The organism is Bacillus sp. M13(2017), assembly GCF_002218325.1.
In the GTDB taxonomy this organism is placed as follows: Bacteria; Bacillota; Bacilli; order Bacillales; family Bacillaceae_G; genus Bacillus_A; species Bacillus_A thuringiensis_K.
Genome location: NZ_KZ268512.1, coordinates 49,503 through 70,877, shown reverse-complemented (window position 1 = coordinate 70,877; position 21,375 = coordinate 49,503). Strand labels below are relative to the sequence as shown.

Genomic DNA, 21,375 nt, shown 5'->3' with positions numbered 1-21,375 from the left:
GAAATATTAGTTTTGGGGAAATATAGTAAGGTATCTAAAAAAGAACAAGGTATAAAAAGATGTACCTATATAAACCAAAAATTTAGTTGAGCTGGATAATAAAAAAAGGTAGGAGATTTAAATGGAGACGAAACAAGATAATCTTATTTACGTATGGGATGCATATTGTGGATGGTGCTATGGTTTTTCAGAAAGTATTAAAGGATTTTACAAAAACCACACTGAAGTACCATTAACGGTTTTATGTGGAGGGTTATTTTTAGATAATTTACCAATGAAAAACTTCTCATATATAGAAGAAGGAAATAAAAGAATTAATCAACTTACAGGTGCTGAATTTGGTCCTTCATATCAAAAATTAGTGGAGGAAGGGACTTTTAAAATGAATTCGAAAGATGCTGCAATTGGCTTTTCAGCTTTACGCTCATTAGCGCCAGACCGTTTATTAGAATTCACTTCGGCTATGCAAAAAGCGTTTTATTATGAGGGCCAAAGTCTGAGTGATCCTGAAACATATCGCAAGATTGCAATCGAGCATGGTTTGGACCCTGAACAAGTATTAGAACGTTTAAACGCTCAAGAAACAATAATAGATGTCCAAAATGATTTCAATAAAGTTCGACAGCTTGGTGTTAATAGCTATCCTTCATTACTTTTACAAAAGGATAATCAAATTATTCCTATTGGTGGTGGCGTAATGACACCGGATAAAATTGAAGCGCGTTTTAAAAATTTATATTAAGAAAATTTAGGATACAGTAGCAAACATGTTATCTTAGACCACCTGACGTTGATCTCCGGAATATTCGCCAGTACTATTACACTTTCAGATAAATGGGAGTGGGAGATTTTATCCCGCTTTAACGGGCAGTAAGACCCCCACCTCAAAATTCAGTGGAAGCAAAGAAGTTAGGTGGGGGATCAACTGTCCGTAAAAGTCCGATTGGTTCAACTAATAATCAGTGGGGGATGAACAAAACCCCCACTGATTAAAGTTTCACTTTATCGGAACAAGATAAAAATATGATAATTAGTTAATAACTTTAACAAAAGGAGAATAACATACTATGTTTAAAACAATCGATACAAATCAAAAAGATGTGAAATTAACGGTGTTTAGTTCGGACGAAAAAAGCTTTATGGTCACAGCAACATTAGTTGAGAAAGCAGGACATGCATTTTTAATAAACTCAAAATTTACTCAATCTGATTCGAAAGAAATTATTGAGTATCTGAAAAAAAACAACTTATCTCTAGATAAAATCTTTATTATTCATGGGGATCCAGACTACTACTTTGGATTAGAGAGCATTAAAGCCGTTTACCCAGAAGCTATAGCGTATGCAACAGAGTCTACTGTTGAACATATCGTTCATTCTGTCTTAGGAAAATTAAAAGTTTGGAAAGACGCCCTTGGAGAAAATGCACCAAGTAACGTGGTATTACCTCAAGTGTTTAAAGAAAAAGCGATTGATTTTCAGGGGTTAACATTTGAACTAGTAGGCTTAGATCATTACAGAACTAGCCTATTTAATAAAGAACTAAAAGTATTAATTGGTGGTATTGATGTATTTAACGAAATACATGTATTCTTAGCGGATACTAACTCAAAAGCGGCTATGGAGGCATGGATTGAGAACTTGAAAGTATTACAAGCATTACATGCTGACATAATTGTGCCTAGCCATGGATCAATCGAAAAATCCCTAAATAATCAAGCACTTACTGCGACAATGGATTATCTAAGAACGGCGGTTCAAGCTTCTGAGGAAAGTGGAACTTCAAAAGATTTTGTGGCAAAACTTGAAGCAGCATATCCAGGCTATGCAAATAAAGGTGTATTAGAATTAAGTGCAAAAGTTGTAACAAAAGAAATGCCTTGGGGTTAATGATATGAATAAATATCAAAAACTATTACATGAAACGTATGTGTTAACTGGCGAAGGGAAATTGGATGCGTTCAAAACGTATTTAAGTGAAAATGTATCTTGGACAGAAGCTGCTGGGTTTCCATATGCAGGTACTTATATAGGTCCAGATGAAGTAGTGAAAAACGTACATGAACGTCTTGGCACGGAATGGGATGACTATAGTGCTAAAGATGAAATTTATACTTTTAATAACGATACTGTTATCGTGTATGGAAAATATAGTGGAACATATAAAGCTACAGGGAAGTCATTTGTAGCAGATTTTTGTCATCTTTATAAGTTTGATGAGAACGATAAGGTTAAGAAGTTTATTCAAATTGTGGACAGTGCAACTGTTAATGAGGTATTAAGTTAGAGTTAATCGTTTCTAATATGCCTTGTATAGGGGGAGGTTAGGATAAATGAAATTCTTAACATTACCCCTGACATTACATTTTGGGGAAGGTTTCTCCTTCTTCAAGCTTTTTATAGAAGAAAACTTATTTAAGTAGAAGAGGTAGGTATATATGAAATTAGAGAAAAGTTTAATAGTAATAATTATTTCTGTGTTTATTTTAGGAATTGTATCGACTTTGATATTTCAAGCTTCCACCGGTAATAACAAAGGGAACTCAATAAAGAGCGAAAATGTCGCTTCTGTATCAAAAGAAGTAAAAGAAAATGAAAAGAATAAAAAGATGGTAGTTGATTTCTATAATGAAGTTTTTAACAAACATAATATCGATACTATCCCTAAATATGTTAGTGAAGATTATAAGCAACATAATCCTTTTGTTGCTGATGGACGAAAAGCCTTCATGGATTTCTTTAAGGAGGATTTTGTTAAAAATCCTAATTCCTCTGCAGAGATTAAACGTGTAGTAGCTGAAGGGGATACAGTTGCTCTTCATGTACATTCTCGTACTAATTCTCAAGATAAGGGAGTTGCTATAGTGGATATATTTCGTATCAAGGATGGAAAGATTGTCGAACACTGGGATGTAATTCAAGAGATTCCAAGTGAAGCAGCTAATGATAATACGATGTTTTAGTTAGAAGATATATTTAATAATTGTTTAAATGATAGTGCTGTATAGAGTTTAGAAATTTAGATAATTAGTCATCAAATTTGGAAATCATTTAAAAATAGCATATTAAATGATGGCACAAATTAATACGAAATAGCTCTTTAATAAAAAATCCTACTCATTAAAAAATGAGTAGGATTTTTTATTAAAGAATAGTGCTAATTTTGTGGTTCGGCACTATCTAAATTTGGAAACCATGAAAGTATAGGTACTCTATATCCACGTAAAGTAAAATCGTAATTTTTTCCTTCTTTTATGTTTGCTTGCAGATTCACTGAATGAAACTTCATCATAAGAAGGCTATCCTCATTAGAAATAACTTTTTCGGTTCCATTTTTTTGCTCAACTTAGTACAATCTTACCAATTTAAAAAAGACCACCATTACTGGCAGTCTTTTTTGGGTAGTTTTAGAAATTAAATTATAACATATTAATATACAAATTATAAATATACTTTTACAAAAGATACTATAAGTTTTTTATAATTCTTGATTTCTCAATTTTCATTGCATAATGAATTTTTCTATGAGTAGTAACAACTAACATTAAAATTATCAATTCACTAGATTTTTAGAAAAAACTGGTTATCTATATAATTATTTGGTAAAATATAGATATAATTTAAGGGGTAAAGTTAATATAGATCAACTAAGTAATGCTAAGAAAATGTTTTATTGCATAAAAAAAGGCTCCATTGCTGGAGCACTCAAAATAAACAAACGAATTAAAACAAGAAACAGACAATTTAACTATATAGATAAAACATAAATAAATCTATATATATGTAAAAATACATATAAAAACTCTATTTATTGATGCTATAATAGGTTTACTCGATGATTGTTATATTTTTTTATGGTTTTTAAGCAATAAATACCTTCTTAACATCAAGTGTACAAGAAAAGAAGACATCTTAAGCGATGTCTTCTTTTCTTATATAATAACAACACAATAAAATTAAGATGGTTCAAGTGGGAGGAAGGCACCTTTGGGTATCTTTTCTTTGTCGAATTTGCCTAATAGGTGCAGCACCACATTGCTATCAAGTTAAAAATTTTTTCACCCAAAACAAAAAAACGAGCTGAATTCACATAAATAACTATGGAAGAAAACAAAAACTTGGGATTAAAGAACTTGTGATGTATGACTATATTGGCTGTTTTTATCCAGAAGGATACATGAATCCTGATTATACATTTGTATTTAATCATGAGGATATTGAAGGAATTATATTTGTAGGTTTTATAGATGAGGAAGAAGAGGCATTTGTAGGATTGCTTAATTGAATAGGATCTAGAAACAGGTAATCTTCAAATTTTGATAAAACTAGCAATCTCCACGCCGAAATTGGTTAAATTATAAGGGGGAAAAGCTGGTCACGAAAATGATGAAGAGATTACTATTTTCAAATCAGTTGGTTTGGCTGTAGTAGATATTATCGTTGCGAATTATTTGTATGAGAAAGTAGTGGAGCGCGGGACGGGATTGAGTTTTGAGGGACTGCCTTTTGGTGGTCTTTTTTGCATAAAATCTTGTAAAGTAAGAAAAAGTTGAATATTAATATTCTAATATTCAATAGAAAGATAAAATGTTTTAAAGTTCAAAATAATACATTATAATATATTTAGTAAAATTAACCAATTTATATTTTGCTCATTATGTATTAAAGGGGAAATGAAAATGGCTGGACAAATTCGTATGTCACCAGAGGAGCTTAAATCGAAAGCAGCTCGATATGGAAAAGGTGCAAATCAAATTGAGGACATTTTAAGTCAACTACAAAATTTACAAAATGAATTAAGGGGAGAATGGGAAGGTCGTGCTTTCGAAGGTTTTGATCAACAGTTCAATCAATTAAAGCCAAAAGTACAAAACTTCGCACAGCTATTACAAGAAATTAATATGCAGCTTAATAAAACTGCAGAAGCTGTTGCTTCTCATGATGAAGAATTATCACGTAATTTCGGTTTGAAATAAAAATTGTCATACTCTATATAACAAGCATTTCAAATGAGCCATACAGCTTATAGTGTATGGCTCATTTGATTGCATGCCCAACTTAGCTGGACACACGTTTAAAAAGAGTGATATTGATAGGGAATTTTCATATATTTATTGGGATTTCTTTGGCATGTTCTGAAAATTAGAGAAAGGATTTGAGTGATGGGACAATTTCAAAGTAATTTTCAAACGGCACAACAAATTGCTACGCAGATGAGAACAGCTTCGAATATAATCCAAAGTGCAACAAATCGTCCTATAACAAAGGCGACGCGTACAACATTATCTGTTAATTCCAAAGCACAAGAAGCGAATCAACAAATGTTAGATTTTACGAAACAATTTTCCACTGCCTTTCAACAAGCGGTCGATAATATTCATTCAGTAGCCCAAGAGTTTGAGAGAATGGATAACGAACTTCACAAAACTTTTCGCTAATGTGACAACCTACGTAAAGGTAAAATAGTAGGAGGAATATAATGAGTCAAGATATTGAAAAACAAATCAATCAAGTAAATCAAAAGTTAAGAAGTGTATTTGAAGAACAAGACCGAAATCAATCCGCGATTCACATTCAGGAGCAAGCGGAAGCAGATTTTTATGAATGGAGAGGTCGAAACCATCGTTTGTTTGATCGAATTTTAGGAACTTGGCATGGTGATAGAGAAATGTCTCAGTTTTTTATGAATACATATCAAGAGGCACAACATATTGAACGAAAAGTCACATTTGAATTGGAAAACCAAAAAGAAACGTTGCTTAAAGAAAGACGAAACCTTAGTGATTTAGAAAACGACCTTTCCTATCAACAACAACAATTAGCGAGGGAGGTCAATGCATGAGCTTAAATATGTATTTAGGAGAAGTACAAGGCCAAACTCAAAGCATGAATGCTGTATGTAACGCTACTATTCAAGGTATGGAACAAGTCATTCAGTCAATTGATGCCTTTGCAATTGATACTGTTCTACAAGGCCAAACTTATAGCAGTGCAAAATCATTTTTTGTACAAACCTTTCGTCCTTTAGCGCAAGGAATCATTTATCTGTGTGAAGAGTTAATTCGCCAGAACGATGCTTTTCCAAGTCAATTTCAATCACAAGTCGCTTCCACAGATGTAATTGAACAAGAAATATTAGAACAAATTCGAGAAATTGACCGAATGAAAACAAGTATGGAAGCTGTCAGTCAAGCTATGCCAATCCCAGGTATGGACGATATGGCGAATCTTTTTACTGTTATGAGGCAAAAACTGCAAGAAAAGCTGGATCATTTGTATCAATTCAATCAGACCTCTAGTAATAATTATAGTACAGCACTTCAATTAGCAGCTAGTATTGCTGCAGGTCTTGCGGAAGTTCAAAGTGGAAAAGGCTTTAGTCCTGCAAGTGGTACATTTAGTACGCAAGGGTTGAATATGGAATGGACAACTTCTATTCAAACAATTACAGAAGATAGAAATCGTCAGACTGATAACCTTCTAAATAGTGGTACAATTGAAGAAGGAGCAATTGATGGTAGATTTTCATCGGAATCAGAAGAAAAAGGTTTTGATGGTAAAAAACTAGCAAGGGATATAGCTGGTGAAATAAGTGGTGAATATGATATTCGTCGGGCTTGGGATGGTGTTGATCCATCATCTGGAGAAAAACTGTCTACTTTGGACCGATTTTTAGCTGGTGGGATGGTAGTAGCTGGTCTTACCCCAATTGGAAAAATTTCAAAAGTTGGTAAGGGTGTAAAGATGACTGCTGACGCTACTAAGGTTGTAAATAAAACTAAAAAAGTACCTGTTGAGAAAGTAAATGAAGCTAAAGGTACAAGTGAAGTTAATAAGAAAGTCAGCGGAACTAGTGTAGGAGAAGAAAACGTTACTTATCGTAGGGTTCAAGGTGGTGATAGTAAAGAGTTAATTTTAGTTAATGATGATGGTACACTCTCTTTAAATAGTAAATGGAGGGCAGATCATAATTTAAATGTATCTACTGGAAAAGATCACTCTACATATTTCAAAAATAAACGAGCAGACTCATATATTGTGGAATTTGATGTACCACAGTATTTAGATGATTTAATTAGAGAAAATGCGATTTCTCAGAAGGGTTATAAAACTAATCCACTTAACCAAGGTAGAACAGCTCCTAAGATTGTTGACAAGGGTATTTTTGATAAATATGGATTTGAAGGTGTTGCATACGAATTACCTGACCCCATTAGTCGGTGGTTGGTAGAATACGGACGGAATGCTAAACTTATTAAGTAAGAGAGGAGAGCGTGTTAAATGATTAAGCCTTTATACGCCGAAAATATTATAGTAGGTGTAAAATATAAAAATAAGCTCAATTGGTATATAACTGAATCGGATTTATGGTATTTAGATTATAATCAAGCTGGATATTCTCCTAGTGAATATCCAGAGGAAAGAAAAGGCATTAGTATTTTAAATGAGACTACAATAGCTAACTTTTTAGAAAGAATAGAAAAATATAAAAGATTTACAGAAGATATTAGGTTAGAATTTTTAAGGGAAATAAGAACTAATAGAGAAGAAGCCTATTATGATTATAATCCATGTTTCCTAATAGACTTTGAGCGTTTAATTTTTTATTCTAATTATCCGGAATCAATATCTTTTGAAGAATATATTCCGAATAACTGGAGAGGTTATTTACAGCGATTTGATGAACAAGTACCCTATGAATATAGATATTGGGAAGATGAGAATAAAAACTATTTAGTTAGAGAGGATTAGGTCATGGAAGAAAATAAAGTAGTTATGATAAAAGAAACATTTAAAAATGAAGAAACTGGTGAACTAACGCCAGGAGTTACTATAATACTTGATGGGAATTTAAGGGAAGTGTTGGAGATAATTATGGAAAAAGAAGGCTATTCGGATTATCCAGAAGCTTTAAAAGAAGTAATCTTTGAAGGGATTCATCATTTTGTGAAAAGAAATAAATAATAAGCTGACATATACTTTTAAGGTAAAGGGCAATTCTGAAAGGGATATGCCCTTTTTATTTTTTAAATTTGAAATGTAGCTCAGATATTATCTTTTTCTTCCTTATTGATACCAATATATTTTAAGTGTAATTTATGAGGTGCTATGATTGAGTATTTCTTACAACATAGCGAAATCTTTTGTTTGTTTATAGAACCAATAGCCGAAGGTTTTGCACATGGTGTGAGTCCCAATAGATTCGATACCAGCAAAATCTTTGGCTTTTTGAAATTTTTGATAAGCCTAGATTTTATTAATGGGTTGATCTTCTTTTCGAGAAGGGAATAATATTTCACAGAAGGTGTAAAATGGGATGTTGATTTAGATGGTGATGGTGAAGATAATAGTATTAAGGATAGGGTGAAAACGGGTTCGAAAAAAGCTTGGTTAACAGTAGCGGGGGTGGTTTAATTAACATGAAAAAAAATACAGATTTTAATAAAAAAGTTTTTGAATATTATATGGCTCTTTATGCTGTAAATGATATAAGATCGACTATAATTACTCTTGTGATTGGGATAGCAGATATATTTGTGCTTTTGCCTGCTTTTGCGAATCCTGTTCAACCGATATATATGTACATAATAGTTCCACCAGTTGCTTTTTTAAATGTATGGGCAATATGGATTGTTATAAATCCTAGGAAGCGGCAATTACAATACACTCTATTTCGTGGGGTATTTGGCATCGTATGTTCAGTAGGATTATTAGTTATAACCCAAAAGTTTGCATATGGAATGTTAGGATTACAAACTCCTATCTATTTTATTTTTTCGGTTGGTTTGTATATTTTTGCTTTGCATTATTATTATAAAAATCATATTAAAAAACTTCAGGAATCAATCAAAAAATCAAAATCATCGAAAAAAAACTCTAGTTTTGGAGTAGTGGCTTTTGTAGTATTGGGTCAACTCATTGCTAATATCAGTCTTGGTTTTGCAACACAAAAGATGGTAGCAATTGTATTAATGTGTGTATACTCCATGCTTTCGTTTATGTTGTTTCATTTCATTATGGAACTCCATAGGTACTATTATTTAAGGAAGCATATAGAAGATGGGGGTAGAACACATGAAACCTTTTAAAGAGGTTTATTGAATTTTAAGTATTGTGATTTATGGAAGGAAACAAAAACTTATGGTTAAAGAACCTGTGATGTATGACTATATTGGCTGTTTTTATCCAGAAGGAGGAAAGCTGATATGCAAGCATTTAAAGTTGGGAAATTAGTCACATTCGTTGCAATTATAATACTTCTTGTAGTTGCTATTTTATCTCCTTACAACTTATTTAAAAAGATTTATTTTATTATTGGTGTTCTTATTATTGGCGCAATTTCACTTGGTACAAATAAATTCTTTGAACTGATACACAGTAAATTTAATAAGAAATGATATTACTTATGTGATAAAGAAATTCCCCTCTAAATCCTTAATGATTTAGAGGGGAATTTCTACAATATGATTTTACTGGATTACGTGGAACTAAATTAGTCCATCACCATATTGGTGGTGGTCAAGCTGTTGGTGTTCCGCTGCCACTACATCCTGGTTTTGGAGGGATTCATAACGCAGAAAAAACGATTGGAGCATGGGGGAAAAGATGCAGGATATGTAGAAATGCTTCAGAAATTTATTGAACATCATACATTAGGCGGTAAATAAAAAAATGAAAAATGAAATGAAAAATTGTTTTGATAAAATAATTAGAGAGTGGCAAGATTGTAATAATTCATTGCCAAAATCTTTATGGATAGAAGAAGCAGAGGCTTTTATCTATGAAGGAGAACCAGATATAGAGGGATACGTATTCTGGAAACCGTTAGAAAAAAATATAATTCATGATTTTTCTAATATAGAAAAAGATTTGGGGATACAATTATATAATTCAATTAAAGAATATTATAATTCTTATTGGTTTTTAGACTTAGGAGGTAATTATTTAGGTTATGATTTTGAATTTAATTCTGTTATACCAGGAATTGAACTGTATGATTTTTATGTATCTTTACAAGGGTACCAAGGCGCACATGATAATCAACTGAATAATATTCCTATTGGTATGGAATTCAATGGTCTCTTGGTAGTTGTAGATAATGAAAATGGACAAGTAAAATTAGAAGCTTATGAAAGCGGAAGCTTCGAAGTAATCTGTGATAGTTTAGCAGAATTAATTTTAAATCTTTCATAATCAGGAACCTGGTCGAATACAACTTGTAGATTATCAGATACATCACGATACTGGTCATACAGGTGGATATAAAAATTGAGGAAAAGATAGGGCGGTTTATAATTATGAACAACATTACATGGATTAATGTAAGTGAGAAAAAAGTTACAGATGAACAAATTGAACAATTTGAAGAGTACTTTGGTATTAAATTTCCTAATGATTTTATTGAGTGTGTAAAGAAATATGATGGTGGCTATCCTACTCCAGATACATTCAATATTCCTAATCAGGATGAAGATTCACTTAATAACCTTTTAACCTTAGACTCTGAGAGAAAAATTTCTATGCTGCAAACATATAATAGTATAAAAGATAGATTGGTAGATAAAGTATATCCTTTTGCTAGAGACCCGTTTGGTAACCTTCTATGCTTTGATTACCGAAATAATCCTCAGTCACCAACAGTCGTATTTTGGGACCATGAGGAAGAAGAAATGGAAGAATCAATCTATCCTGTTTGTTCATCTTTTGCAGAATTACTTGATAGCTTATATGAGTTTGAAGACGAGGACGAATAATTAATTATGAGTAACAAAAGTAAGACTTATGTGAATTACGCATAAGTCTTTTTAATATTATCCCCAAGTTAAGAAGATTGAGGGGGAAAATTCTCATGAATCTAGGGGAGCTAGTTTAAAAGAAATTAAAAGACAATTAAATATACCTAGATTTCAACACCCGATTAGTCAAAAAATGGTACCATTAACAGATAGTAATGGTAAAAGGATATTAAATGATAATAAACAGCCTATTATAACTCGAGAATTAACATATGAAGTAAAAGGTCAAAAAATTATAATTCAAGATCATTCAGAGGGTCATAAGTTTGGAGAAGGTGGAATTGGAGATCAGTCACCGCATCATAATGTAAGACCTGAATACAATACACGAACAGGACAGGTAGATCGTATGGAGGATCATTATTATTTTGAGAAGAGAAATAAAAAATAGGAAGTATAAAAATGATTGATCAATTTAAATTTTTAAATCCACAAGCGTTAATTAGTATTTTTGGGAAAATACCAAAGTTTGAAGAATCAGAGTTATTAGATGTGCGTCTTAAAAGAGATGGCCCTACTTTAGTTATTCAATTGATGACAAAGGAAAATGTTGAAAACAAGCCAAAAAGATGGGATAAGTGGGATGTAATTTATGTAGAGATATCTTTCTTTACTATTCATAATTTAACAATAAAAGGTTTAGGGACAGAAAATATAATTGATTATTTTGAAATAAATACGATAGAAGAAGGTTTATTAAGAATTAAGTGTAAGAATCAAATGTTAGTTGAGTGCTCGTTTGAATGGGCGAAGGTAGAAGGAGTAATCCCAGGCTTAATAGGATTACCGTAATTTTGATGGGAAGTAGATAGTTAATTTTTATAATATTCATATTTTAATGTTTTGGGGTTAAATAAGGAATGTATAAAGGACATTTGAAACGTTGATAGTGTTGCAAACATATGAAGCGGAAATTACTAAAATTAAGATACCTAATTATATACCTGTATTAGGTGATTATGATATAAGTTCCAAAGGTGAGATTGTAATAGGTGGGTATGGTTATAGATTCCGCAGGAGTTTCATTTAAGTTTGAGAAGGAAGCGAGATAATAGAATGCGAAAATTTTCAAAAATAGTTATATGTGTTGGTGCGTTAATAATGATTATACTAGGCATGATTGTACATGATACATGGAAGGATAGGATTTATTTTTCTTTAGCTGTACTTTTTGTTACCGTACTTTCTTTACTATGGAATATAGTTGCTCATAATATTATGGATAAATTTAGGGGGAGAGAATGAATAGTTATGAAACTTTTACTGATTGGAACAGTAGCGGGGTGGTTTAATTAACATGAAAAAAAGTCTAGATTTTAATAAGAAAGCTTTTGCACATTATATGGCTCTTTATTCTGTAAATGAAATAAGAGTCCACGTAATTGGTCTTGTCCTTTTGGGGGCAGATGTGTTTGTTCTTTTGCCTGCTTTTGCGAATCCTTTTCGATTACTCTATGTATATATAGTAACTCCTCCAGTTATTTTTTTAAATTTGTGGGCGATATGGATTGCTATCAATCCTCGGAAACGACAGTTACAATACACTCTATTTCGAGGAGTATATGGCGCCATATGTTCAGTCGGATTATTGGTTATAACTCAAAAATATGCTTATGAAGTGTTACAATTACAAACTCCCATCTATTTTATTCTTTCATTTGGTTTGTATGGTTTTGCTTTGTATCTTTTTTATAAAAATCATATTGAAAAACTTCAGGAACCAAGAAAAAAATCAAAATCATCGAAAGGAACTGGTGGTGTAAAAGTAGCAGCTATTGCAGCGGGATCGGGGCAGTTAATTGCTAATATAATTCTTAGCATTGCAACACAACAGATGGGTGCGATTGTATTTATGTGTGCATGCACAGTGTTTTCGTTTGGTTTGTTTTATATGATTATAGAACTCCATAAGTATTATTATTTACGGAAGCATATAGAAGATGGAGGGAAAATACGTATAGGCTTTTAAAGAGAATTTGTTGCATTTCAAGTATATAATCGCATTCTTCTTATGGAAGCCATTTACGAGGCTTATAGCAATGAAAGATGTATAAGTGGAAGATTATATTCTGGTAAAACATCTGAAGGAATGGAAATTAGGTTTGTTCTTATTAATGATAAGATTATAACTGTTTATCCAATGTATTAAAGAATGTGAGGTACTCAAAATTGAAAGTAACTACTTAGCCCATAGTTAAAAATGCAGCGCAATATGGAGGGAGTTGTTAAGAAGCACTCCCCCTAAGTTTCAGATGAAATTAAATGATTGAATATTTACATTTAAATAATCGACTATTTATGCTTTAATATTTATATGTACATAACTGGAATGATTAGGAAATTATATTTAATATGTTTTAAGAAAGGGGAATGTTTTTTATATGGAAACTCCAGAAAATCAATTTAAACGTGCACTTAATCCTTGGTTCTCCATTTGGACAAAACCACGTGATACAATGAAAGAAATTTTTATATCCAAACCTAAGAATGTGTTTTTACTCATTTTATTAGGCTCATTCGTACAGACTTTAGATCGAGCATCTTCTAAAAATATGGCGGATTCAATAAGTAGTCCAGTTTCATTAATCTCAATGGTTATATTCGGTACCTTCGTTGCCTTCTTAATTTATTATTTTTTGCTACCAGCGTTATTTAATTGGGTGGCAAAAAAACTTGGTGGACAAGGTACCTTTGAGAAAACACGTTACTCAGTTGCCTATTCTTATATCCCTTACGTTTATTCTCTTATATTAGTTTGGGTGCCTTCATTTTTCTTGTTTGGGATAGAAAACTTTACGAGTGAGACACCGAAAATGGAGAGTAGCATAACTTTAACGATTTTGTTTCTTATTTTTGCCATAATTGATATAGTTATTGGAATTTGGACAATCATTATTTCCTTAAAATGTTTAGGAGAAGCACACCAATTTTCAGCATGGAAAGCATTATTAACAATAATAATATCCTTTATGATTATCATTCTTCCTTTAGTAATAATAGTATTTCTTATAGTAGGGGTTACAACTTTTTAATCATTTATTTGCCTCTTATTTATCCAAATGTTTTCTACGCGCTGTTAGTAATTGTTACAGGGTGAACAACCACATGATTCGGATGTTCTACTTGGCGAAGCGTATGACCTATATGATCAAATTAATCGCCCGTTTTACGGCCTGTTTTTCTTATTATCAGTGTTAACAGGAATTTGTGAAGGCAACTTGAAAATCAAATATTAAACTATTAAAACCTTAGGAGAGCTGAGTAGATTGTCTTTGTTCGTCTCTTATTTTCCAATTGGAGGCTAATTATTACCAATTGGTTCTGTAGCTCTTATAGAAGAAATTAATCAACCTCTTATGATTTATGGAAGAAAGCAACAACAAGCGGATAATAAATTATGCGATTATGTTTCTTGTCCATATCCTCATGGTAATTTATCAAAAGAATATAATGTGTTTTTTAATCATAATCAAATAATTCATTTATTATTTAAGGGTTTCGAAACAGAGGATGAATTAGAATTAAGAAGTAAATTATCTGAGTTTTAGTGAAAATGGAGAAAATATAATATGGTTTTAGGAATTTCATATTCTGATATTTTTCGTATCATAATTATTGTTTTGTTTTTTTTCATTTTTTGGAGATTGAATACTTGGTATAATAAAAAATATAATGTTCCTAAGGTTTTTCAATGGTTTCCTAGAAGATGGGGAAAAAGAAAAGTTTCAGAGCATTTGTCTCAACTAGATAAAAAGTTAGAAGCTGAAGGTAAAGGTATCTGGGTTACAATCTATGCTATTGATTTGTACATTGTAACTATTCCTTGTACAGTAAAAAAATATAAATCTTAATACATATATGTTTATAAAAAAGACCTTTTATTTTAAAATAAAAGGTCTTTTTTATGATGATTGAAATAGTAATTTTAAGTGAATTAAATTTGAAATGTATCAAGAATATTATCTTTTTCTTCTTTATTAATTCCAATATATTTCAGGGGGATGTGTGGTGTGCTATGGTTAAGAATTTCTTGTAACATAGCAACATCTTTTGTTTGTTTATAGAACCAATAGCCGAAGGTTTTTCGCATGGTGTGAGTACCAATGGATTCTACATCGGCAAAATCTCCGGCTTTTTGCAATTGTCGATAATACGTGTTTTTTCGTCATACAAAAACCTCTACATATAAGTAGAGGTTTTTAAATTATATCTTAATGAATTATGCTTTCTTAGATAAAGCAAATCGAGTTCAGGTAAACGAAGAACATAGATAGAATACATAATTTTAACTAGACTTATTATTAGCTAGTGTATCCCCACCACCAAGCTCCGCCTCAATCTGCGAAGTTTTCGATGACTCATCCATACGCCAATACGTAATAAAGCTGATTGCGATACATCCAGCTACGTAGAAGTAGAATAGTGATTCCATTCCGATGCTCTTTAGCCATAAAGCGATGAACTCGGCTGTTCCGCCAAATATCGCAACTGTTAGTGCATATGGTAAACCTACGCCAAGTGCGCGAATTTCAGTTGGGAAGAGTTCTGCTTTTACAATTGCGTTAATCGATGTGTAACCAGTAACGATAATGAGACCGACCATCATGAGTAAAAATGCTACGATTGGTTCTGTCGTTTTTTCCATGAAGAAGAAGATCGGTGCTGTTAGTAATGTTCCGAGAATACCGAATGCCATTAATAGTGGGCGGCGTCCAATTTTATCGGATAGTAGTCCTGCAATTGGTTGAAGTACGACGAAAATAAGTAGTGCGACAAAGTTAATCCAGCTTACAACTTCTTTCGGAAGACCGACTGTGTTTACCATGAACTTTTGTAAATATGTTGTGTACGTATAGAATGCGACAGTGCCTCCTAATGTTAGGCCGACTACTGTTAATACTGCTTTCGGGTGCTTCATAAGAGCGCGAACAGTTCCTGCGCTTTCGCGTTTTTGTGATTTTATGTTTGCGAATTGCTCTGATTCATCCATCGTGCGGCGAAGCCATAATACAGCTACTGCACCCATCGCTCCAATAATGAATGGAATACGCCATCCCCAAGCTTTCATATCTGGTTCGCTTAGTAATTGCTGAAGAATAATTTGAACGCCTAACGCAACCATTTGTCCGGCAACGAGCGTTACATATTGGAAACTTGAATAAAAGCCGCGGCGACCACTACTAGCCATTTCAGATAAATACGTTGCGGAAGTTCCGTACTCTCCGCCGAGTGATAATCCTTGTAGTAAACGGGCAAGAACTAAAATAATTGGTGCCATAATACCGATGCTTTCGTAACTAGGTGTACAGGCGATAATTAAAGAACCACCGGCCATAACTGTAATCGAAAGCGTTAATGCTGCCCGGCGTCCGTGCCGATCTGCATAGCGTCCCATTAATAAACTTCCGATAGGGCGCATTAAAAACCCAACTGCGAAAATAGCTGCTGTGTTTAGTAACTGACTCGTTGGATCTCCTTTAGGAAAGAACTCTGCTGAAAAATAAACGGCGAAAGCAGAGTAAACGTACCAGTCGTACCATTCAATTAAATTGCCGACTGAACCTTTGAAAATATTGCCGGCCACTCGTTTTGAGTTTGCTTGAGCCATAATCATTCCTCCTCTTGCTTAGTAATAAAATAATAATTATGAAAGCGTGTTCATTATAGTTGAATTGTACTGTCTGTAGAATAAAAACTCAATATTATGACAATTTTATTCTTTTTGTACTTTATGTACATGGAGAGTTTTAATAGTTGCTTCCTTATTCGTTTTGTCATAATAATAGAAAAAGGAGATTGATAGTTTAGAATATTTTATCAAAGGATATGAAGTATGAAGAAATCACGCAAAGTGTCATTGCAAACGAAAATAGTAAGCTTAATTATTACGTTAATTTTATTTGTTGTTCTCCTATTAGCAGGAATATTTGTTTACATTCAGTCCGTTGATACGAAGCGCCAAGTGGAGCAGCTAGCACTGCAAACAGCGAAGTCGCTTTCTTTTATGCCAGCTATAAAAGATGCTTTTCAGAATAACGAGCATAAAAGTACGATTCAATCCATTGCGGAACAAGTTCGTGAGCAAGCTGGTGCAGATACTGTCATTATAGAAGATCGCTTTGGGGTGACGTATTCCCATTCTAATTCGGAGTTAATTGGCACAAAGAGTAACAATCCATATAACTATGAAGCACTCACTTTTGGTGGCTATTATACGCTTGAAGGAAATGGGGAAAGTGGTCCAGCTTTAATGGCGAAGGCGCCCATTATTGTTCATAACGGAGACTACGATCAAGTCGTAGGCGTTGTAACAGTAGAGTTTTTAATAAAAGGTATTGAATCTAACATACTGAGCAGAACGAAAGAAATTATACTCTTTTCCTTAGCTGTATTAGTAGCGGGAATTGTTGGCGGCATTCTTTTAGCACGCAGCATTCGTAAAGATACACTCGGTTTAGAGCCGAATGAAATCGCAGCGCTATACCGAGAACGAAGCGCGATACTACTATCTATAAAAGAGGGGATTATCGCCATCGATCAAAACGGTTTTATTACGATGATGAACACGTCGGCAGAAGAAATGTTACATGTAAATGGTGATTATATGCAGCAACACATTTCAAAAGTTTTACCGGAATTTAATATGGAAAGAGTGCTAGAAAACGATCAAGAAATCGCGTTTCAAGATAAAGTGTTTATTTTAAACATGACACCGATACTTGAAAATAACAGTACGGTAGGAGTTGTATGTAGTTTTAGAGATAAAACAGAACTGCAAAACCTTGTGAACACAATATCTGAGGTAAGAAAGTATTCTGAGGACTTACGCGCTCAAACACATGAATTTACAAATAAGCTTTTCGTTTTATCAGGATTACTTCAGTTAGGACATTACAAAGAGGCGATTGAATTTATCCAGCAAGAATCTAATATTCATCAAAGTCAAAACCATATTTTATTTCATCAAATTCATGATGCGAAAGTACAAGCTATTTTATTAGGGAAAATCGGAACAGCATCTGAGAAGAAAATTGATTTTCATATTGAAGGAGATAGTGCGCTTCATCCGTTACCAGACCATATAAAAGTTTCACACCTTATTACGATCCTTGGAAACATAATCGACAATGCGTTTGATGCGGTGAGTGAACGAGAGGAAAAGAGAGTTTCCTTCTTCGTTACGGATATTGGGCACGACATTGTGTTTGAAGTGATAGATAGTGGAGCAGGGATACCGGTAGAAAAAATTACGACCATTTTTCAAAAAGGATTTTCAACGAAAGGAAATGATCGTGGTTACGGACTAGCAAACGTGAAAGAAATGGTAGATCTGCTAGGGGGAACAATTGAAATTCAAAACGAGAAAAATGGGGGAGCTATTTTTACAATTTACCTTCCGAAAATATTGAGAGAAAGTACATGACAAACAGGGAGATGGGCATATGTTGAAGGTTGCAATTGCAGAAGATGATTTCCGCGTCGCGCAAATTCAAGAGGAGTTTTTATTGAAAATAAAGGATGTAAAAGTGGTCGGAAAAGCATTGAACGCAAAAGAAACGATAGAACTACTACAAAAGGAAGAAATCGATTTGCTTCTATTAGATAATTACTTACCAGATGGAATCGGAACAGACTTATTGCCGAAAATCCATGCTAAATTTCCAAATGTTGACGTCATTATGGTAACGGCGGCGAATGAAAACTACATGCTAGAAAAAGCAATTCGAAACGGCGTAAGCAACTACCTTATAAAACCGGTCACGTTAGAAAAATTTGTTCGCACCATTGAAGACTATAAAAGAAAGAAGCAATTATTACATAGTAACAATGAAGTAAATCAAGCACTCATCGATAACTTCTTCGGGACTTCGCAAACACAAGACATAAAAAACTTACCGACAGGTGTTGATCCGTTAACACTGCAAAAAGTGAAAGGGATTATAAAAGGATTCGAAGAGGGCATTACAATAGAAGAAATGGGAGAACAAATGGGGGCCTCCAGAACAACCGCAAGAAGATATTTAGAATACTTAGTAGCGACAAACGAATGCACAGTAGAGTACACATACGGCATTATCGGACGACCAGAACGAAAATATCGCATAGGACGAGGGCTATGAAAAAACGATTATTACTATGTATATGGATCATGATAGGAGTAATAGCTGGTTGTTCCTCGGAAAAATCCCATACGAATAAAGTGAACATAGACAAAGTAGAAATCGTTGCGCCAAACGTTCAAGGAGCAGGATGGGATTTAACGGCACGAGCAATGCAAAAAACGCTGACAGAAGAAAAAATCTTCACAAAACCAATCACTGTCACAAACAAAGTAGGTGGCAGCGGTGACGTCGGATGGAAATATACGAAACAAAAAGGCGGTCACGTACTGGCGATTAACTCGAGCTTACTCATAACGAACAACCTACTAGGCCACAGTAAACTAACATATAAAGACTTCACGCCGCTCGCGACACTCGCATCGGACTGGGAAGTTGTTGTCGTATCAAAAGAATCAAACATAGAAAACGCAAATCAACTAATGGAACAACTAAAACAAGACAAGAAAAACTTCAAAATCGGCGTTGCCCCCGGCCTAGGAAACGACGATCACCTATCCTTCGTACAAGTAAGCAAAGCCTTCGGCATAAACCCAGCCGAACTACAATTCTTCGTCTACGAAAACAAAGAAAAAATCATAAACGCCCTAACGAACAAACAAATAGGCGCCGCAACCATGACCCTATCCGAAGCCGAAAAACAATACAAAGCCAGCAAAATAAAAATACTAGCCGTATCCGCACCAAAACGGCTAGACCGACTACCAGAAATCCCAACGTGGAAAGAACAAGGAATCAACGTCATCTTCCAGCACTGGAAAGGTATTATGGGTCCGAAAGATATGACGGAGGAAGAGGTTGCTTATTGGGATGGTGTTATTAAGAGGATGGTGGAGAGTGATAGTTGGAAGGGGATTTTGCGGGAGAGAGGGTGGAATTCTTATTATCAGGGTAGTGGGGAGACGAGGGGGTTTTTGGAGGAGAGATATGGTTGGTATGGGGGAATGGTTGGTGGAGCTAAAGTTGATAAGTAATTTTAGCAACCACAACTCATGAAATATTGATATCATTCTTAGTATGTTTATTTAGAATTTTAAATAGAGAGTATTTAGTTCAATAAGTTTTTATATAGAATTTTCCTTTTATGATAATAATCAATTATCATGGTTTCATAGTTTAAGATGGAAAGGGAAATCTAAAGAGGAGTATAATTGAACTGAATGAAAAAACATTAAAGGTGTAGGACGGGGGAATTATGGTGATACATACTTTAGTAAGGGGACAAAAGATAGATGTTACAAAGAATCATCCAGAGATGAAAGGATTACTGGTAGATTTAACTTGGAATGCCCCAATGAATATAGATGTAGATGCATCAGCTTTTTTAGTAGGTTTTAATGGGAAAATTACTAAAGAAGAGGATTTTGTTTTTTATGGACAACCTTATTCTAGTTGTCGATCTGTTCAATTAAATCAAAATATCGCAAATGGAAGTAAACAAAGATTTTCGATAGATTTTACTCATATAAAAGATGAGGTACAAAAGGTTGTATTTTCGATTACAATTCATAATGCTGAAGAGAAGAAACAGGCGCTACGAGATGTTTCCCACATTCAATTGAAAATAAACAACGCACAATCAGGATTAGAAATTATTCATTTTCCTATCACGTATCCATTTACAGATGAAAGTGCCATTATTGTTGGAGAGCTATATCGACATGGAGGAGGATGGAAGTTCAATCCGATTGGAGCTGGCTATTTTGGTGGATTAGCTGCATTGTGTACAAATTTTGGAATAGAAATCGCAGAGGATGAAAAACAAACTGCGCCCTCTGTAGAGAAGAAAATAGTCCCTACGCCGCCTCCAATACAAAAAACTATTAATGCAGTGAAGGTTGAATTGAAGAAAAAACAATCTATCAATATACAAAAATCTAAAATGGTAACAGCTACTTTAGAATGGGAAACAAATAAAGATTTAGACTTATACTGTTTTTACGTAACAACGAATGGAGAAATAGGAAAGGTTTATTATAAAAATCTAGGTTCGTCTAAAGTGTCGCCGTATATTGTGTTGGATGGCGATTCGCAAGAGCCAGGAAAAGAAACGATTCGTATTTACCGACCAGAAGCTTTAAAATATGTTTTATTTGCTGCGTATAGTGCTGTCGGCAATGGGGTAGGTAGTTTTTATTCTATGAGGGCTAAGGCTGTTGTCGATAATCATATGGGAAGCGTTGTAACAGCACCGTTATTAGAAATAAATGACCATGCTTATTGGGTGTGTATTGCTCATATTGATTTCACCAATTCAAATGAGATAAAAATTTCACATGTAGAAAGTTACTCAAAAGACCATTCAGAGGCTTCACCACTGTTGTACGAAAACGGGAAGTTTCGAATGGATGTAGGGCCGATTGAATTTAAAAATGAAGAGGATTATCAGAAGTATTTTAAATAATAGAGTAGAAAATCATACATCATATTGTATGATTTTTCTTTTATACATAGTTTGGT

General features: G+C 33.6%; 26 protein-coding genes and 7 pseudogenes. 29 read left to right on the top strand and 4 right to left on the bottom strand.

What is annotated here, in order from left to right; genetic code table 11:
* Window positions 1-121 precede the first annotated feature (121 nt).
* The 4 genes from CGQ22_RS23635 to CGQ22_RS23620 all read left to right on the top strand — a co-directional run bounded on the left by CGQ22_RS23635 (window position 122) and on the right by CGQ22_RS23620 (window position 2,962).
* Window positions 122-742 carry a DsbA family protein gene (locus CGQ22_RS23635; RefSeq protein WP_000448622.1) on the top strand — a complete coding sequence of 207 codons (621 nt, stop codon included), beginning with the start codon at window positions 122-124 and terminating at the stop codon, window positions 740-742.
* Window positions 743-1,067: 325 nt separating this feature from the next.
* Window positions 1,068-1,889, top strand: a complete 822-nt coding sequence (locus tag CGQ22_RS23630) for an MBL fold metallo-hydrolase (protein WP_089149437.1) — start codon at window positions 1,068-1,070, stop codon at window positions 1,887-1,889.
* Window positions 1,890-1,893: 4 nt separating this feature from the next.
* The gene (locus tag CGQ22_RS23625) at window positions 1,894-2,286 is read left to right on the top strand and encodes a nuclear transport factor 2 family protein (protein ID WP_001046364.1); all 393 of its coding nucleotides are present in this window, start codon (window positions 1,894-1,896) and stop codon (window positions 2,284-2,286) included.
* 151 nt (window positions 2,287-2,437) lie between these two features.
* Window positions 2,438-2,962 carry a nuclear transport factor 2 family protein gene (locus CGQ22_RS23620; protein WP_000764220.1) on the top strand — a complete coding sequence of 175 codons (525 nt, stop codon included), beginning with the start codon at window positions 2,438-2,440 and terminating at the stop codon, window positions 2,960-2,962.
* Between the two features lie 194 nt (window positions 2,963-3,156).
* Here CGQ22_RS23620 and CGQ22_RS32605 read toward each other — a convergent pair whose 3' ends face one another.
* Window positions 3,157-3,291, bottom strand: coding sequence for a hypothetical protein (locus CGQ22_RS32605; RefSeq protein ID WP_254922577.1), 135 nt, complete (start codon window positions 3,289-3,291; stop codon window positions 3,157-3,159).
* A gap of 807 nt (window positions 3,292-4,098) precedes the next feature.
* On the opposite strand from CGQ22_RS32605, the pseudogene CGQ22_RS23610 reads away from it, so the two are divergent.
* The 8 genes and pseudogenes from CGQ22_RS23610 to CGQ22_RS23575 all read left to right on the top strand — a co-directional run.
* Window positions 4,099-4,284 (top strand): annotated as a pseudogene (locus CGQ22_RS23610) (DUF4176 domain-containing protein); the annotation flags it as partial.
* A gap of 76 nt (window positions 4,285-4,360) precedes the next feature.
* A pseudogene (locus CGQ22_RS23605) lies at window positions 4,361-4,552 on the top strand (hypothetical protein); the annotation flags it as partial.
* A gap of 126 nt (window positions 4,553-4,678) precedes the next feature.
* Window positions 4,679-4,975, top strand: a complete 297-nt coding sequence (locus CGQ22_RS23600) for a WXG100 family type VII secretion target (protein ID WP_089149436.1) — start codon at window positions 4,679-4,681, stop codon at window positions 4,973-4,975.
* A 186-nt stretch (window positions 4,976-5,161) separates the two neighbouring features.
* Window positions 5,162-5,437, top strand: coding sequence for a TIGR04197 family type VII secretion effector (locus CGQ22_RS23595; protein WP_139032714.1), 276 nt, complete (start codon window positions 5,162-5,164; stop codon window positions 5,435-5,437).
* Between the two features lie 41 nt (window positions 5,438-5,478).
* Complete coding sequence (locus CGQ22_RS23590; protein ID WP_000076120.1) at window positions 5,479-5,841, top strand: DUF3958 family protein; 363 nt, start codon at window positions 5,479-5,481, stop codon at window positions 5,839-5,841.
* Window positions 5,838-7,262, top strand: a complete 1,425-nt coding sequence (locus CGQ22_RS23585) for a pre-toxin TG domain-containing protein (RefSeq protein ID WP_089149434.1) — start codon at window positions 5,838-5,840, stop codon at window positions 7,260-7,262. The genes CGQ22_RS23590 and CGQ22_RS23585 overlap by 4 nt, the downstream gene beginning before the upstream one ends.
* Window positions 7,263-7,280: 18 nt before the next feature.
* Window positions 7,281-7,751, top strand: a complete 471-nt coding sequence (locus CGQ22_RS23580; RefSeq protein ID WP_000595044.1) for a hypothetical protein — start codon at window positions 7,281-7,283, stop codon at window positions 7,749-7,751.
* A 3-nt stretch (window positions 7,752-7,754) separates the two neighbouring features.
* Window positions 7,755-7,964: a hypothetical protein gene (locus CGQ22_RS23575; protein WP_000392187.1), complete on the top strand. Its 210-nt coding sequence runs from the start codon at window positions 7,755-7,757 to the stop codon at window positions 7,962-7,964.
* Between the two features lie 80 nt (window positions 7,965-8,044).
* On the opposite strand, the pseudogene CGQ22_RS32600 reads toward CGQ22_RS23575, so the two are convergent.
* Window positions 8,045-8,291: pseudogene (locus CGQ22_RS32600) on the bottom strand (tyrosine-type recombinase/integrase); the annotation flags it as partial.
* A gap of 128 nt (window positions 8,292-8,419) precedes the next feature.
* On the opposite strand from CGQ22_RS32600, the gene CGQ22_RS23565 reads away from it, so the two are divergent.
* From CGQ22_RS23565 to CGQ22_RS23490, 13 genes and pseudogenes are all read left to right on the top strand, one after another.
* Window positions 8,420-9,088, top strand: coding sequence for a hypothetical protein (locus CGQ22_RS23565; RefSeq protein ID WP_131252020.1), 669 nt, complete (start codon window positions 8,420-8,422; stop codon window positions 9,086-9,088).
* Window positions 9,089-9,101: 13 nt separating this feature from the next.
* Window positions 9,102-9,194, top strand: a pseudogene (locus tag CGQ22_RS31660) (DUF4176 domain-containing protein); the annotation flags it as partial.
* 11 nt (window positions 9,195-9,205) lie between these two features.
* Window positions 9,206-9,397 (top strand): hypothetical protein, encoded by a 192-nt coding sequence (locus CGQ22_RS23550; RefSeq protein ID WP_001147554.1) that lies wholly within the window; start codon window positions 9,206-9,208, stop codon window positions 9,395-9,397.
* A 107-nt stretch (window positions 9,398-9,504) separates the two neighbouring features.
* Window positions 9,505-9,642: pseudogene (locus CGQ22_RS32595) on the top strand (hypothetical protein); the annotation flags it as partial.
* A gap of 29 nt (window positions 9,643-9,671) precedes the next feature.
* A complete protein-coding gene (locus CGQ22_RS23540) occupies window positions 9,672-10,193 on the top strand; it encodes a SecY-interacting protein Syd (RefSeq protein ID WP_089149433.1) in 522 nt (173 codons plus the stop codon).
* Window positions 10,189-10,272 (top strand): annotated as a pseudogene (locus CGQ22_RS32810) (HNH endonuclease); the annotation flags it as partial. The gene CGQ22_RS23540 and the pseudogene CGQ22_RS32810, both read left to right, overlap by 5 nt.
* 25 nt (window positions 10,273-10,297) lie before the next feature.
* Window positions 10,298-10,753 carry an SMI1/KNR4 family protein gene (locus CGQ22_RS23530; RefSeq protein WP_089149432.1) on the top strand — a complete coding sequence of 152 codons (456 nt, stop codon included), beginning with the start codon at window positions 10,298-10,300 and terminating at the stop codon, window positions 10,751-10,753.
* A 175-nt stretch (window positions 10,754-10,928) separates the two neighbouring features.
* Window positions 10,929-11,186 carry an HNH/endonuclease VII fold putative polymorphic toxin gene (locus tag CGQ22_RS23525; RefSeq protein ID WP_061883827.1) on the top strand — a complete coding sequence of 86 codons (258 nt, stop codon included), beginning with the start codon at window positions 10,929-10,931 and terminating at the stop codon, window positions 11,184-11,186.
* A gap of 11 nt (window positions 11,187-11,197) precedes the next feature.
* Window positions 11,198-11,587, top strand: coding sequence for an immunity 50 family protein (locus CGQ22_RS23520; protein ID WP_016078029.1), 390 nt, complete (start codon window positions 11,198-11,200; stop codon window positions 11,585-11,587).
* 505 nt (window positions 11,588-12,092) lie between these two features.
* The gene (locus CGQ22_RS23510; RefSeq protein ID WP_089149431.1) at window positions 12,093-12,764 is read left to right on the top strand and encodes a hypothetical protein; all 672 of its coding nucleotides are present in this window, start codon (window positions 12,093-12,095) and stop codon (window positions 12,762-12,764) included.
* A 412-nt stretch (window positions 12,765-13,176) separates the two neighbouring features.
* Window positions 13,177-13,827 carry a Yip1 family protein gene (locus CGQ22_RS23505; RefSeq protein WP_000449722.1) on the top strand — a complete coding sequence of 217 codons (651 nt, stop codon included), beginning with the start codon at window positions 13,177-13,179 and terminating at the stop codon, window positions 13,825-13,827.
* A 324-nt stretch (window positions 13,828-14,151) separates the two neighbouring features.
* On the top strand, window positions 14,152-14,343 hold the full coding sequence (locus tag CGQ22_RS23495) for a DUF4176 domain-containing protein (protein WP_000639126.1): 192 nt from the start codon (window positions 14,152-14,154) through the stop codon (window positions 14,341-14,343).
* A 21-nt stretch (window positions 14,344-14,364) separates the two neighbouring features.
* Window positions 14,365-14,646, top strand: a complete 282-nt coding sequence (locus CGQ22_RS23490) for a hypothetical protein (protein WP_046945335.1) — start codon at window positions 14,365-14,367, stop codon at window positions 14,644-14,646.
* Window positions 14,647-14,729: 83 nt separating this feature from the next.
* Here CGQ22_RS23490 and CGQ22_RS23485 read toward each other — a convergent pair.
* Both CGQ22_RS23485 and CGQ22_RS23480 read right to left on the bottom strand, forming a co-directional pair.
* Window positions 14,730-14,945 (bottom strand): annotated as a pseudogene (locus CGQ22_RS23485) (site-specific integrase); the annotation flags it as partial.
* A 135-nt stretch (window positions 14,946-15,080) separates the two neighbouring features.
* Complete coding sequence (locus CGQ22_RS23480; RefSeq protein WP_061883829.1) at window positions 15,081-16,403, bottom strand: MFS transporter; 1,323 nt, start codon at window positions 16,401-16,403, stop codon at window positions 15,081-15,083.
* A 225-nt stretch (window positions 16,404-16,628) separates the two neighbouring features.
* On the opposite strand from CGQ22_RS23480, the gene CGQ22_RS23475 reads away from it, so the two are divergent.
* The 4 genes from CGQ22_RS23475 to CGQ22_RS23460 all read left to right on the top strand — a co-directional run bounded on the left by CGQ22_RS23475 (window position 16,629) and on the right by CGQ22_RS23460 (window position 21,319).
* Window positions 16,629-18,218 (top strand): ATP-binding protein, encoded by a 1,590-nt coding sequence (locus CGQ22_RS23475; RefSeq protein ID WP_061883830.1) that lies wholly within the window; start codon window positions 16,629-16,631, stop codon window positions 18,216-18,218.
* Window positions 18,219-18,237: 19 nt separating this feature from the next.
* The gene (locus tag CGQ22_RS23470; protein ID WP_061883831.1) at window positions 18,238-18,915 is read left to right on the top strand and encodes a response regulator; all 678 of its coding nucleotides are present in this window, start codon (window positions 18,238-18,240) and stop codon (window positions 18,913-18,915) included.
* Window positions 18,912-19,889, top strand: coding sequence for a tripartite tricarboxylate transporter substrate binding protein (locus tag CGQ22_RS23465; RefSeq protein WP_061883832.1), 978 nt, complete (start codon window positions 18,912-18,914; stop codon window positions 19,887-19,889). The genes CGQ22_RS23470 and CGQ22_RS23465 overlap by 4 nt, the downstream gene beginning before the upstream one ends.
* Before the next feature lie 224 nt (window positions 19,890-20,113).
* On the top strand, window positions 20,114-21,319 hold the full coding sequence (locus tag CGQ22_RS23460; protein WP_061883833.1) for a TerD family protein: 1,206 nt from the start codon (window positions 20,114-20,116) through the stop codon (window positions 21,317-21,319).
* Window positions 21,320-21,375 lie beyond the last annotated feature (56 nt).